This window comes from Paracoccus binzhouensis (assembly GCF_016446475.1).
Taxonomy (GTDB): Bacteria; Pseudomonadota; Alphaproteobacteria; order Rhodobacterales; family Rhodobacteraceae; genus Paracoccus; species Paracoccus binzhouensis.
Window position 1 is genome coordinate 58,711 of sequence record NZ_JAEHFP010000008.1, and the last position, 12,590, is coordinate 71,300.

Below are 12,590 nucleotides of genomic sequence, written 5' to 3' on the forward strand. Positions count from 1 at the left end.
GAGTCATCCCCGTGGTTCATGCGTTGGAGGCCGGCAGCGCCCGCCTGACGCTGTCCGAGGCGGCGACGGCGCTGCGTTCGGCGAAGGCTTCGTGGTTCGCCTCGATCCGGCCGAGGTCGTAGAGATAGTTCACCATCAGCCCATGCGACTGCTTCAATCCGTTGGCCGAGACATCGCCCAGGAAGTTCAGCCGTTCCAGCCGGGCGCCGTTGCCCAGGTGGAAGCGCGCCACCGGATCGACGACGCGGCCCTTGCCGTCGCGGGCGCGCAGGAAATAGGCCGCGGCGGCGGCCAGAAGCGGGGCGCGCAGGCTTTCGGCCTTGGCCGCGTCCTTGTGCCAGCCGGGCTCGTCCAGCAGGGCGAAGGCCAGGCGCTGGTCGGCGTCGATCAGTTCCGACATCTCGTCCTTGCGCTGCTGGGCCAGCCAGGCGGCAAAGCCCGGCACAGGCGACAGCGTGACGAAGGTGCGGATGTTGGGCAGTTCGGCCTTGAGTTCCTCGACCACCTGCTTGATCAGGAAATTGCCGAAGGACACCCCGGCCAGCCCGCGCTGGGTGTTCGAGATGGAATAGAACACCGCGGTGCTGGCCCGCTCCGCCTCGATCGGCTGGCGGTCGAGATCGAGCAGCCCCGCGACATTGTCCGGGATCTCCTCGGTCAGCGCCACCTCGACGAAGATCAGTGGCTCGTCCACCAGTTGCGGGTGGAAGAAGCCGTAGCAGCGCCGGTCGGTCGGCTGCAGGCGGTTGCGCAGGTCGTCCCAGTTCTGGATGGCGTGCACCGCCTCGTAGCGGATGATCTTTTCCAGGATGCTGGCGGGCGTGTTCCAGTCGATATGGCGCAGCACGAGAAACCCCCTGTTGAACCAGGACGCGAAGAGATGCGCGAAATCGCCGTCCACCCGGCGCAGCGCGGGGTTGCCCTTCAGGTGGCGCAGCAGCTCCTCGCGCATCCGCACCAGCGCCGCCGTGCCGCCGGGGGCCAGGTTCAGGCGCCGGAACAGTTCCTGCCGGCGCGGTTCGGCGGCGTCGTGCAGTGCCTCGACGGCTTCGATGTTGCCGGGGTCGCGCTGCACCGCCTCCAGCGCCGCGCCGACCGCCGCCGGGTCGGGGCCGAAACGGTCGGCGAGGTTCTGCAGGAAGGCCAGCCTCGCCCCCTCGCCGGCATCCTCGAAGGCCGCGAGCAGGCCCTGGGCCAGGGCCACGCCCGACGCCTCGCCCCGTCGCGACAGCAGCGCCTCGCCCAACTCGCACAGATCGGGCGCCTCGGGGGCAGTGCCGGCGCCCCGCCGCCCCAAAAGGCGGCGGCCGCGCTCGGTCAGCACCTCGAACAGCTCGCCCAGGAAGGCCGGGCGGGCGGGGCGCGGGGTCTCGACGGTCTTGATCATTTCGGGCCTCCGAATAGCGGGTGGCCTGCCGGGATCACCCCGGCAGCACGACGAAGATCAGCCACAGCACGACCGGGGCGACCAGCGTCACCAGCGCGCCGTAGTTCAGCAGTTTGCGGAAAAACGCCTGACGGTCCACCCCGCGGGCATTGGCCAGAACCAGTGCGCCGTTGGTCGAGAAGGGGCTGACATCGACGATGGTCGAGGCGACGGCCATGCCGGCGATGAAGCCGATGGCGCCGACGCCGGTGTCGCCCTGCAGGAACGGCACCGCCAGCGGGATCAGCGAGCCCAGCACCGCCGTGGACGAGGCGAAGGCCGAGACCACCGCGCCGATGAAGAACAGCATCAGCGCCGCCAGCAAGGGCGAGGCCATGCCCGCGACGCTATGGCCGACGAAGTCGATGGTGCCCATGTGCTTGAGCACCGCGACATAGGTGGACACGCCGGTGATCAGCACGATCTCGGGCCAGGCGACCTGCGCCATGGCGCGTTTCTGCATGGTCGGATCCCACAGCGCCAGCGCCAGGCCGATGGTCAGCGAGACGAAGCCGATGTCGAGGTTGAAGGCCAGCACCAGCACCGCCAGCAATGCCAGCCCGGCCAGGGTCGCGATCTGATAGGGGGTGCCGTCGGGCTGGTTGCCTTCCTCGACCTCGGCGACGAGGCGGTTCGATTCGCCGCCGCCTTCCTCGCCGATGCGCCGGCTCAGCGCCTCGGCCTCGCTGTCGCCGAAGATCTGCGGGCCGGTGGCGGGGCGGGCGATCTCGACATGCGGGACCGTCACCGGCTCGATCCGGTCCGAGCGCGCCTGCATCAGCCTGCGCCCGCCCAGGGCCATGAACAGCAGAAGCGCCACCGCCGCATTGACGAAGAAGCTGGCGGCGAAGGTGGTCATCGGCGACAGCGGCAGCCCGGCCTTGGCCACCACGCCGTTGGTGATGCCGCCATAGATGCTGATCGGCGAAAAGCCCCCGGCCTGGGCGCCGTGCACCACCATCAGGCCCATCAGCAAGGGCGAGATCTGGTAGCGGAAAGCGAAGCCAAGCGCGATCGGCGCCACGATGGCGACGGCGCCGGGGCTGACCGCGCCGACGGCGGTCAGGACGGCCGAGATGCCGAACATGATCCAGGGAATCGCGCCGATGCGGCCCTTGACGGCGCGCACCGCCATGCGCACCAGCCAGTCGATGGTGCCGTTGTTCTGCGCCAGCGCGAACAGCCAAGTGATGCCGACCAGCGTCAGGAACAGGCCGCTGGGGAAACCGGCGATGATCTCCTTGGCGGCCTGGCCGGCCAGCAATGTGCCGACCAGGAAGGCGCCGACAAAGGCCAGCACGCCCATGTTGATCGGCCAGATCGTGGCGACGACGAACATCGCCGCCAGCATATAGATTGAAAGCAGATGCGGGGTCATGCGCGGCTCCTCTCCATGCAAACCTCCTTGTCGATTCCCGCGCCCTCCTCCGGCGCGCGAATCCTCACCGGGCTGTTATACGTTTCCGATTGGCTGTTGTATATAACAAAAGGGAACATGGATAAATGCCGGCGAAGCGCCTATCTTCCGGGCAGAGAGGCGAAGGAGGCTTTCATGGCGACGATTCCCACCCCGCTGCGCATCCGCAACGCGCTGGAAAACGCCATCGTCGAAGGCCGCTACCTGCCCGGCGCCCGCCTGGATCCCGAGGCGCTGGAGCGCGAGTTCGAGGTCTCGCGCACCCCGATCCGCGAGGCACTGCACCAGCTCGAGGCCTCGGGGCTGGTCCGGGTGGTGCCCAAGCGCGGCACCTTCGTCACCGAATGGAGCCCGGGCGAGCTGGCCGAGCGCTTTGAGGTCATGGCCGAGGTCGAGGCCACCTGCGGCCGCCTGGCCGCCCGCCGCATCACCGAGGCCGAGCTGGCGGCGCTGGAGGCGGTGCATGGCGAATGCCGCCGGCTGGCCGAGGCGGGCGAGGTCGAGGCCTATTACGCCCGCAACTCGGATTTCCACCATTGCATCTATCGCGCCACCCACAACGCCTTTCTGGAACAGGAGGCCTCGCGCCTGCACGCCATGCTGCAGCCCTATCGGCGCATGCAGCTGAAGGTGCGCAACCGGATGATGCGGTCCTTTGCCGAACACGATGCGGTGGTGGCGCGCATCCGCGCCGGCGACGGCGAGGGCGCGGCCGAGGCGCTGCGCGCGCATGTCATCGTGCAGGGCGACCGCTTCCACGATCTGATCGCGGCGCTGCGCCAGGGGGCCTGAGTCGCGGGCGCCGGGGCGATTCGCGACAACGGATCGCGCCGAATTTGTGCCGCGACAAGGAACGGCGGCGGAAATTGCGTGAGGATGGGGCAAAGCATTCCCGAGGTGCCCCATGATCGGCAAACAGCTTTCCCGCTGGACGATGGCCTGGTTCGCTGCGGCGCTGGCCTTCCTGCTGGCGGCGCTTGGCCTGGCCGTGCTGGGCGGCGCGGGGCCGGGGCTGTGGTCCTCGGGACCGGGGCTGGCGGTGCTGCACCTGTTCGCGCTGGGCTGGCTTTGCCAGATGATGCTGGGCTCGCTGATCCAGTTCACCCCGGTCCTCGCGGCCCGGCCGCTGGCGCTGGCCCGGCTGGCGCTGCCGGCGCTGCTGGCCTGCAGCCTGGGCACGCTGATGCTGGCCGGGGGCTTCCTGGCGCTTGACGGCTGGGAGCCGGGCTTCGCCCTGCTGGCCGCCGCGCCGCTGCCGCTGGCGCTGGCCTTCGGGCTGGCCCTCGCGATGGTGGGCGCCACGCTGCTGGCGGTCCGGGGCTGGCGGCAGGATGCCGGGCGCGCGGTGCTGGCGGCGCTGCTGGCGCTGGCGGCGCTTTGGGTCAGCGGCGCCGGCATGGCGCTGGCGCTGTCCGGGTCCGATACCGGCATGGTGCTGCTGCCGGAAGGGATGCCGCTGCATGTGCTGCTGGGCGTCGGCGGCTGGCTGACGCTTTCGGCCATCGGCGTCAGCTATCAGTTGTTCCCGATGTTCCTGCTGGCGCCCGACAGGGGCAGCCGGCTGCGCGATGCCGGTTTCGCCTGCGCGCTGCTGGCGCTGGCGTTGGTCCTTGCCGGGCTGGCGGCGCTGCTGCTGGGCGGGGGAACCGCGCGGCTGCTGCCGCTGGCGGTGCTGGCCTCGGTGGCGGCGGTGGCGCTTTACCTGGCCGAGGCCCGGCGCATGTGGCAAGCCCGCCGCCGGCCGCAGCCCGAGCTCAACATGCAATGGAGCCGCGCCGCGCTGGGCTTCCTGGGCCTTTCGGCCCTGCTGGGCGGGCCGGCGCTGTGGCACGGTGGCGCCTGGGCCGAGGCAGCGGTCTTTGCGGCGCTGGTCGGCTGGCTCTCGACGCTGACCCTGGCGCAGATGGTCAAGATTGCCAGCTTCCTGACCTGGATCCAGGTGTTCTCGCCGCTGATCGGCCGCCGGCCGGTGCCGATGGTGCATGAGCTGACCGATGCCCGCGCCGCCGGGCGCTGGCTGGCGCTGTGGGTGGCGGCGGCGGCGGGCGGCACCGCGGCGCTGCTGGCGGGCTTTGCCCCCGGCTTCCGGCTGGCGGCGCTGGGCCTGCTGCTCGCTGCCCTGGGTCTGTGCCGCGAGGTCGTGCTGATCCGCCGGCTGCGCCACCTGGCCGCCGACCGCCGGCCCGCCCTTCTGCCGCCGATCATCCTTCCCCCTTCACCCCGGAGACCCGACCATGACCATCCCCGAACCGCTGGAGCTTGACGTCCGCACGCCCCTGGCCCGCGGCGAGGAGCCGTTTTCCGCCATCATGGCGGCGGTGGACAGCCTGCTGCCCGGCCAGCCGCTGCGCCTGATCACGCCGTTCCGGCCGGTGCCGCTGTTCGGGGTGATGGCGAATCGCGGCTTCGGCGCCAGCGACCGGCTGCTGCAGGGCGGCGCCTGGGAGGTGACCTTCACCCCGGTCGTCGGCGCCGGGCCCGAGGCGGGGCTGACCCCCGGCTCGGCCGCCGGCGCGGCGCTGTGGCCCGACCCCGCGCGGACGCTGGACCTGACCGGGCTGATGCCGCCCGAGCCGATGGTGCGCATCCTCGAGACCCTCGAGGCCATGGCGGCGGGCGAGGTGCTGTTCGCGCTGCTCGACCGCGAACCGATGTTCCTGTTTCCCGAACTGGCCATGCGCCACCACGAATGGGCAGGGAATTTCGCTGCGGACGGCGCGAGCTATCGGCTGATGGTGCGCCGGGGCGACGGCGGCGGGCGGGGGTGACGGCCATGGCCGATCTGCGCGATCTCGTCCGCGACCGGCTGCGCGAGGTGCTGGACCCCGAGACCGGGCGCGACCTGGTCGCCATGGGCATGATCTATGCCATCGCCGAGGAGGCGGGTCATGTGACCATTGTGATGACCACCACGACCCGCGGCTGCCCGCTGACCGAGATGCTGCGCCAGGGCGTCGAGGCGGCGGTGTCGCGCCTTGACGGCGTGTGCGTGGTCGAGGTCCGGCTGACCTGGGATCCGCCCTGGACCCCGGACCGGATGGAGCCGGCCTGACACCCGCCCGCGCCCTTCGGCGCCCGGAAAAGCGCACGCTCTTTGCGCTGCATCAAATATCCGGGCAAAAGAGTCGAAGTTGCTTGCTCCGGCACAACGAAGGGCTTGGCGAAACCTGCGATCATTGCGGCGACCGGAAGGAACCGGGCCGCAAAGACAGACCGAAAGGAGCAAGCCATGACCACCCTGAATGTCAGCCGCCGCACCATGCTGGCGGGCGCCGCCGTTGCCGGGGTCCTGACCCAGGTGCGCCGGGCCGCCGCCGAAACCGGCGAGGTGCTGACCCCCGCCGCCGCGACCGACGTGGCCGGCCTGCCGCGGGTCAAGGTCGAGTTGGTCGATCCGCCCTTCGTGCACGCGCATGAGCAGGTGGCGACCGGCGGTCCGAAGATCGTCGAGTTCCGCATGGTCATCGAGGAAAAGAAGATCACGCTGGACGATGACGGCGCCGAGGTCTGGGCCTCGACCTTCAACGGCACGGTGCCCGGCCCGCTGATGGTCGTGCATGAGGGCGATTATGTCGAGCTGACGCTGGTCAACCCGGTCTCGAACGAGCTGATGCACAATATCGACTTCCACAGCTCGACCGGCGCGCTGGGCGGCGGCGCCCTGACCCAGGTCAGTCCCGGCGAGCAATGCGTGCTGCGCTGGAAGGCGACCAAGCCTGGCGTCTTCGTCTATCACTGCGCCCCGCCCGGCATGGTGGCCTGGCACGTCGTCTCGGGGATGAACGGTGCCGTCATGGTGCTGCCGCGCGACGGGCTGAAGGACCGCGATGGCCAGCCGGTCAAGTACGACCGCGCCTATTACATCGGCGAGCAGGACTTCTATGTGCCGAAGGACGAGACCGGCAAGTGGAAGATCTATGACAGCCCCGGCGAAAGCTACGAGGACACCGTCGCCGCCATGAAGACGCTGACGCCCAGCCACGTGGTCTTCAACGGCGCCGTGGGCGCGCTGACCGGCGACAACGCGCTGAAGGCGAAGGTGGGCGAGACGGTGGCATTCATCCACAGCCAGGCCAACCGCGACACCCGGCCACACCTGATCGGCGGGCATGGCGACTATGTCTGGGCGACCGGCAAGTTCAACAACCCGCCCGAGCATGGGTTGGAGACCTGGTTCATCCCCGGCGGCACCGCGGGGCTGATGATCTACAAGTTCCAGCAGCCCGGCGTCTATGCCTATGTGAACCACAACCTGATCGAGGCCTTCGAGCTGGGCGCCGCCGGCCATGTGGTGGTCGAGGGCGACTGGAACGACGACCTGATGACCCAGGTCATGCCCCCGAGCCCGATCAGTTCGTGATCCGCTCCGGCCGCCCCGCGCCCGTCGCCGGGGCGGCCCTTTCCCTTCTTCTGTGAACGGAGAGATCCGATGCACGGATCCGCCTTCCTCTTTGCCGCGGCGCTCGGCGCGCTTGGCGTGACGCTGTGGCCGCCCTCGCGCGAGGCGAAGGGACCGGAGCTGCCGCGCATGGTGCGGCTCGAACCTCGGCCCTTCGAGCATCGGCTGGACGGCGACTGGCAGCGGGCCGGCTGGCCGGTCGACGCGCCGGTCGCCACCGTCTCGATCCCCGCGCCGGTCGAGATCATGGCCACCCCGGTCAGCACCGGGCAATACCTGGAATGCGTGGCGGCGGGGGCCTGCGCCGCGCCCGGCGGCGCGACCGACCGGCCGGAACTGCCGGTGACGGGCGTGAACTGGCTGGACGCCACCGCCTATGCCGCCTGGCTTTCGGCCGAGACCGGCCAGGGCTGGCGCCTGCCCAGCGATGTCGAATGGGCCCATGCCGCGGCCGAGCTGTTCCGCGACGACCGGCTGGGGGTGGAAAGCGACCCCTCGAATCCGGCGGTGCTGTGGCTGGCCCAATATGCCGTCGATGCCGCCCGCCAGCGCGAACTCGATCGAGAGATCCGGCCGGTGGGCCAGTTGAACGTCAACTCGCTGGGCGTGCACGATATCGGCGGCGCGGTCTGGGAATGGACCTCGACCTGCCTGCGCCAGGTCCAGATCGACGACGACGGCCGCATCCTGCGCGAAAGCGAAAGCTGCGGCATCTACATCGCCGAAGGGCTGCATCGCGCCGCCATGGTCGATTTCATCCGCGATCCGAAATCCGGCGGCTGCTCGGTCGGGGTGCCGCCCGCCAATCTGGGGTTCCGCCTGGTGCGCGCGACCGGCTGAGCCCTCGGGCCCGGGACGAAACCCCACGGAAGAAGGCCACAGGAATGCTTTGCTCTCGCCCGGTTTTGCGGCACCTAGGGGGAAACCCATGGTGAAGGCGCGGAAGGTGGCAATCGACATCTCACTGGTGCGGAACCTGCCCCTGTTCCGGGACATGCAGCCCGAGGCGCTGACGCGGCTGATGGCGCGTGCCGGCGCGCATCGCGTGGCGCAGGGCGAGACGGTCTTCGAGCAGGGCGCGCAGGCCACGGCCTTCTACCTGCTGCTGCACGGCCGGCTGAAGGTGACGCAGGTCACGCCGGACGGCCAGCAGGTGATGATGCGCGTGGTCCATCCCGGCGACCTGTTCGGCTTTGCCCGCGCCCTGGCCCGGCCTGATTATCCCGGCACCGCCCGCGCCGCGGTCGATTCCATCGTGGCCGGCTGGCCGATGTCGGACTGGGATACGGTGGTCGAAAGCAATCCCCGGCTGGCGATCAACGCCCTGCAGACCATCGGCCAGCGCCTGGACGAGGCCCATACCCGCCTGCGCGAGATGTCCACCCAGGAGGTCGAGCGCCGGGTGGCCCATGCCGTCCTGCGTCTGGCCGAGAAGGCCGGCCGGATCGAGGGCGGCGGCACCCGCATCGACTTTCCCATCACCCGCCAGGACATCGCCGAGATGACCGGCACGACGCTGCACACCGTCTCGCGCCTGCTTTCCGGCTGGGAGGCGCGCGGCTTGGTCGAGGGCGGGCGGCAGAAGCTGACGGTGATCGACGCCGGCGCGCTGGCGCGGATCGCCGATCCCGCGGGCTGATCGCCGCCGGCCGATTTCCGGCCGCTTCTTTGCGTTCGCTCAACGAGCCGGCGCGCGGAAGGGCGTAAAGCCCTGGTTCCGAACCCATGGCCCGGATACATGCCGATGAACCCGCCTTCGCCCTTTGCCGCCCTTGTCCCGGCCGTGACTGCCGGGGCCGGCCGGCCCTGGTCCCGGAAAGGTCCGATCCGATGAGAATGAAGCTCTCTGCCGCGCATCGCCAGATCGCCTGCCAGTCGCGGTTGCTCTCGGCCGTGCCGCCCGACCTGCGCGACAGCCTGCTGGATGCGGCGCATGTCAGCCGCCAGCGCCGCGGCCAGGCGGTCTTTCACCAGGGCGATGCCGCCCATTTCATCCATGTCGTCGCAGACGGCTGGGTCAAGCTCTATCGCGTCGCCGCCAACGGTTCCGAGGCAGTGGTGGGGGTGATGACGCGCGGGCAAAGTTTCGGCGAACCGATCGCATTGCGCCGCGCCAGCTATCCGGTCTCGGCCGAGGCATCGACGGATTGCCAGCTGATCGCCATTCCGGCGCGCGCGGTGCTGGACCTGCTGCACGCCCATCCCGCCATCGCCATCTCGATCCTGTCGGCCACCTTCATGCATCTGCAGGGGCTGGTCGAGCAGATCGAGCAGCTCAAGGCGCTGTCGGGCGCCCAGCGGGTCGCCGAGTTCCTGCTGGAGCTTTGCCCCGAGGGCGAGGCCAGCGCCACGGTGGTGCTGCCCTATGACAAGGCGCTGATCGCCGGGCGGCTGGGCATGAAGCCGGAAAGCCTGAGCCGCGCCTTTGCTCGGCTGCGCGACCATGGTGTGCGGGTCAGCCAGACCAGCGCCGCCATCGCCTCGGTCAGCCGGCTGCGCGACCTGGCCCAGGCGGACACGCTGGGCGCGCTCGGCCCCGCCGGCTGAGCAAGAGGCAAGGCTTGACATCGGTCAAGGAAGCGGGCTGGGCTTTCGGCCAGCCTGCCGGCGGGCGGCGGCTGCGAGGAGACGGGGCCATGGACAGGATAAGCCGGCAGGACGGGCGCTTCGTCGTCGATGCGGAATTGCTCGCCCCGGCCTTCGGCCTTGACCCGGCCCTGGTTCCGGCGCTGATGCAGCAGGGCCGGATCACCAGCCGCTGCGAGACCGGCGAGGGCGCGGATGCCGGCACCTTCCGGCTGAGCTTCTTCCATGCCGGCCGCGTCCTGCGCCTGACCGTCGATGCCGAGGGGCGCATCCTGAAACAGGCGCGCTTCGACCGTCCCGAACGTCCGGGCGGCGCCGGCTGAGGCGCCGCCGCGGCCCGGCCGGGTTCAGGCGGCCAGCGCCCGCGGGAACAGGATCGTTTCCTCCAGGTGGATATGCGCGACCACGTCGTCGCAAAGCTTGCGCAGCCCGGTATAAAGCGCGGTCCACGAGCCGCAGGCGCCGACGGGCAGGCGCAGCCCGTTGGTGACATGCTCGATCCGGCGCAGCAGTTCCGACGTGTCGGCATGGTCCTGCTGCATCACCTGGATCGGCCCGGCCAGCGTCGCGCCGATGCCTTGCAGGATGGCCGGGAACAGCACCTTTTCCTCTTTCGTCATGTGGGCGTCCAGCTCGCCCTGCAGCAGGATCAGCGCCTCGGTCAGGCCCAGCGGCGCCTCGTCATGGTCGCCATGCACCATCTCGACCCGGTTGGCGAGCTGGATCAGGAAGGCCAGTTCCTCGCGATGAGTGGCGTGATAGCGGTCGAGGATATGCGCGATCAGCCCGGCCGTGTCGGCGGGCGCGTCCTGCGCCGCGCGGTCGATCAGCGCCTGAAGCCGCGCAGTCAGCGCCGCCAGGTCCAGCCCGGCCTTGCGGGCGGCATCGGCCAGGCTCAGCTCGCCGCCGCAGCAGAAGCTGATGTCGGCATCGCGGAAGATGCCGGCGGCGCCGGGCAGTTTCGCGGCGATGTCGCGCACGGTGTTTTCGGGATCAAGCAGCGTGTCGGTCATGGGTGGTTTCCTTTCGCTTCGGGGTTCCAGGCCCCGGCCTGCGGCGGGGCGAGATGCAGAAGATCGACGGCGCGGGCCGCGATCTGGGCCACGGCCTCGGCCAGGCTGGCAGGGCGCAGGTAGAAGGCCGGGACCGGCGGCAGGATCACCGCGCCCATCTCGGCCGCGGCCTGCATGTTCTTCAGATGCGCCAGCGTCAGCGGCGCCTCGCGCGCCAGCAGCACCAGCGGCCGGCGTTCCTTCAGCTGCACGCCGGCGGCGCGGGTCAGCAGGCTGTCGTCGAGGCCATGGGCGATGGCGGCCAGGCTGCGCATCGAGCAGGGCGCGACGATCATCCCGGCGACGGGGCAGGAGCCCGAGGCGATGGCCGCACCCAGGTCGCCCTGCGGATGCACCCGCGCCGCCATGGCGCAAAGCCCGGCCAGCGCCTGCGGCCCGACCTCCTCGGCCAGCGTCCGCTCGGCCATGGCCGAGACCACCAGGTCGATCTCGGCCCCCAGCCGCGCCAGAGTCCCGGCGCAGGCGAGCGCCAGCGCCGCACCCGAAGCGCCGGAGACGCCCAGCACCACCCGGCTCATGCCACCACCCCCGCCAGGATCGCCGCCGCCCGCGCCTCATGCGCGGGGTCGAGGCGCATCTCGCGGCCCCAGTCGCGGGTGGTCTCGGCGCCGATCTTGGTGGTGGCGTCGAGGCCGATCTTGCCGGCCAGCCCCTCGACGGGCGAGGCGAAGTCCAGGTAATCCATCGGCGTGCGGTCGATCAGCATGACGTCGCGCGCCGGGTCCATGCGCGTGGACAAGGCCCAAAGCACGTCGTCCCAGTCGCGGATGTCGATTTCGCCGTCCACCGCCACGATCATCTTGGTATAGCAGAACTGCGGCAGCATCCCCCAAAGCGCCATCATCACCCGCCGGGCCTGACCGGGATAGCTTTTGTCGATGCGCACCACCGCCATGCGATAGGAGCAGGCGGCGGGCGGCAGGAACAGGTCGCGGATCTCGGGGATCTGGGCACGGATCACCGGCAGGGCCAGGTCGTTGAACACCGCGCCGATGACCGAGGGCTCGTCGGGCGGCCGGCCGGTCACCGTGGTCAGGTAAAGCGGGTCGCGGCGGCAGGTGACGGCGCTGACGCGCATGACCGGGAAGGGCTCGACGGCGTTGTAATAGCCGGTATGGTCGCCGAAGGGCCCCTCGGGCGCGGTCTCGCCGGGATGCACCCAGCCTTCGACGACGATCTCGGCGCGGGCGGGCACCATCAGCGGCACGGTGCGGGCGGCGGCGAGTTCCGTGCGCGCGCCGCGCAGCACGCCGGAAAAGCCCAGTTCCGAGACGGTCTCGGGCAGGGGCAGGGCGGCGGCCAGCAGCAGCGCCGGATCGGCGCCAAGCGCGACGGCGACCGGCATCGGCTCGCCCGCGCGCAGCCAGGAGCGGTGATGCGCCGCCCCGCCGCGATGCGCCAGCCAGCGCAGGATCAGCCGGTCCGGCCCCAGCACCTGGGTGCGATAGACGCCCAGGTTGTAGCGGCCATGGTCCGCGGCCTCGGATCCGTGCGGCCGGGTCATGACCACCGGCCAGGTGATCAGCGGCCCGCCATCCTCGGGCCAGGGGGTCTGCACCGGCAGGCGGTCGAGGCCGGGCAGCATCTCCTCCTGCGAGGCGGGGTGGCGCGTCAGCCGCGGCCGGGCGGCCAGCGCCGCGCGCAGCGCCGGCCAGCGCGACAGCGCGTCGCGCATCCCCTCGGGCGGGG

At 70.7% G+C, this 12,590-nt stretch carries 14 protein-coding genes; 9 read left to right on the top strand and 5 right to left on the bottom strand.

Going from position 1 to position 12,590, the window contains the following annotated elements:
• Nucleotides 1–16 precede the first annotated feature (16 nt).
• Nucleotides 17–1,387, bottom strand: coding sequence for a malonyl-CoA decarboxylase (locus tag I9P22_RS04280; protein ID WP_199258149.1), 1,371 nt, complete (start codon nt 1,385–1,387; stop codon nt 17–19).
• A gap of 34 nt (nt 1,388–1,421) precedes the next feature.
• Complete coding sequence (locus I9P22_RS04285) at nt 1,422–2,804, bottom strand: SLC13 family permease (RefSeq protein ID WP_199258150.1); 1,383 nt, start codon at nt 2,802–2,804, stop codon at nt 1,422–1,424.
• A 174-nt stretch (nt 2,805–2,978) separates the two neighbouring features.
• Between I9P22_RS04285 and I9P22_RS04290 the strand changes: the two genes are divergently transcribed.
• The 9 genes from I9P22_RS04290 (at nt 2,979) to I9P22_RS04330 (ending at nt 10,151) form a co-directional block, all read left to right on the top strand.
• Entirely contained in the window at nt 2,979–3,635 is a 657-nt protein-coding gene (locus tag I9P22_RS04290; RefSeq protein ID WP_199258151.1) for a GntR family transcriptional regulator, read from the top strand.
• Nucleotides 3,636–3,747: 112 nt separating this feature from the next.
• A complete protein-coding gene (locus I9P22_RS04295; protein WP_199258152.1) occupies nt 3,748–5,106 on the top strand; it encodes a hypothetical protein in 1,359 nt (452 codons plus the stop codon).
• Complete coding sequence (locus I9P22_RS04300) at nt 5,078–5,611, top strand: DUF2249 domain-containing protein (RefSeq protein ID WP_233253202.1); 534 nt, start codon at nt 5,078–5,080, stop codon at nt 5,609–5,611. The genes I9P22_RS04295 and I9P22_RS04300 overlap by 29 nt, the downstream gene beginning before the upstream one ends.
• Before the next feature lie 5 nt (nt 5,612–5,616).
• Entirely contained in the window at nt 5,617–5,895 is a 279-nt protein-coding gene (locus tag I9P22_RS04305) for a metal-sulfur cluster assembly factor (RefSeq protein WP_199258153.1), read from the top strand.
• A gap of 177 nt (nt 5,896–6,072) precedes the next feature.
• Nucleotides 6,073–7,203 (top strand): copper-containing nitrite reductase, encoded by a 1,131-nt coding sequence (gene nirK / locus I9P22_RS04310; RefSeq protein WP_199258154.1) that lies wholly within the window; start codon nt 6,073–6,075, stop codon nt 7,201–7,203.
• A gap of 69 nt (nt 7,204–7,272) precedes the next feature.
• A complete protein-coding gene (locus tag I9P22_RS04315) occupies nt 7,273–8,082 on the top strand; it encodes an SUMF1/EgtB/PvdO family nonheme iron enzyme (RefSeq protein ID WP_199258155.1) in 810 nt (269 codons plus the stop codon).
• A gap of 106 nt (nt 8,083–8,188) precedes the next feature.
• Nucleotides 8,189–8,881, top strand: a complete 693-nt coding sequence (locus I9P22_RS04320) for a Crp/Fnr family transcriptional regulator (protein WP_199258156.1) — start codon at nt 8,189–8,191, stop codon at nt 8,879–8,881.
• 191 nt (nt 8,882–9,072) lie between these two features.
• Nucleotides 9,073–9,789 (top strand): Crp/Fnr family transcriptional regulator, encoded by a 717-nt coding sequence (locus I9P22_RS04325; protein WP_199258157.1) that lies wholly within the window; start codon nt 9,073–9,075, stop codon nt 9,787–9,789.
• An 89-nt stretch (nt 9,790–9,878) separates the two neighbouring features.
• Nucleotides 9,879–10,151, top strand: a complete 273-nt coding sequence (locus I9P22_RS04330; RefSeq protein WP_199258158.1) for a DUF6522 family protein — start codon at nt 9,879–9,881, stop codon at nt 10,149–10,151.
• 24 nt (nt 10,152–10,175) lie between these two features.
• Here the strand turns inward: I9P22_RS04330 and ric are convergent, their stop codons facing one another.
• From ric to I9P22_RS04345, 3 genes are all read right to left on the bottom strand, one after another.
• Entirely contained in the window at nt 10,176–10,841 is a 666-nt protein-coding gene (ric, locus tag I9P22_RS04335; RefSeq protein ID WP_199258159.1) for an iron-sulfur cluster repair di-iron protein, read from the bottom strand.
• Nucleotides 10,838–11,419 carry a UbiX family flavin prenyltransferase gene (locus I9P22_RS04340; RefSeq protein WP_199258160.1) on the bottom strand — a complete coding sequence of 194 codons (582 nt, stop codon included), beginning with the start codon at nt 11,417–11,419 and terminating at the stop codon, nt 10,838–10,840. The genes ric and I9P22_RS04340 overlap by 4 nt, the downstream gene beginning before the upstream one ends.
• The coding region (locus I9P22_RS04345) for a UbiD family decarboxylase (RefSeq protein ID WP_199258161.1) at nt 11,416–12,590 on the bottom strand (1,175 nt) is incomplete at its 5' end. The genes I9P22_RS04345 and I9P22_RS04340, both read right to left, overlap by 4 nt.

Bases quoted from the DNA above. Each gene is read 5' to 3' on its own strand.
- I9P22_RS04305 (WP_199258153.1), top strand. From the start codon at position 5,617: ATGGCCGATCTGCGCGATCTCGTCCGCGACCGGCTGCGCGAGGTGCTG.
- I9P22_RS04340 (WP_199258160.1), bottom strand. From the start codon at position 11,419: ATGAGCCGGGTGGTGCTGGGCGTCTCCGGCGCTTCGGGTGCGGCGCTG.
- I9P22_RS04330 (WP_199258158.1), top strand. From the start codon at position 9,879: ATGGACAGGATAAGCCGGCAGGACGGGCGCTTCGTCGTCGATGCGGAA.
- I9P22_RS04285 (WP_199258150.1), bottom strand. From the start codon at position 2,804: ATGACCCCGCATCTGCTTTCAATCTATATGCTGGCGGCGATGTTCGTC.
- I9P22_RS04290 (WP_199258151.1), top strand. From the start codon at position 2,979: ATGGCGACGATTCCCACCCCGCTGCGCATCCGCAACGCGCTGGAAAAC.
- ric (WP_199258159.1), bottom strand. From the start codon at position 10,841: ATGACCGACACGCTGCTTGATCCCGAAAACACCGTGCGCGACATCGCC.
- I9P22_RS04300 (WP_233253202.1), top strand. From the start codon at position 5,078: ATGACCATCCCCGAACCGCTGGAGCTTGACGTCCGCACGCCCCTGGCC.
- nirK (WP_199258154.1), top strand. From the start codon at position 6,073: ATGACCACCCTGAATGTCAGCCGCCGCACCATGCTGGCGGGCGCCGCC.
- I9P22_RS04315 (WP_199258155.1), top strand. From the start codon at position 7,273: ATGCACGGATCCGCCTTCCTCTTTGCCGCGGCGCTCGGCGCGCTTGGC.
- I9P22_RS04280 (WP_199258149.1), bottom strand. From the start codon at position 1,387: ATGATCAAGACCGTCGAGACCCCGCGCCCCGCCCGCCCGGCCTTCCTG.
- I9P22_RS04295 (WP_199258152.1), top strand. From the start codon at position 3,748: ATGATCGGCAAACAGCTTTCCCGCTGGACGATGGCCTGGTTCGCTGCG.
- I9P22_RS04325 (WP_199258157.1), top strand. From the start codon at position 9,073: ATGAGAATGAAGCTCTCTGCCGCGCATCGCCAGATCGCCTGCCAGTCG.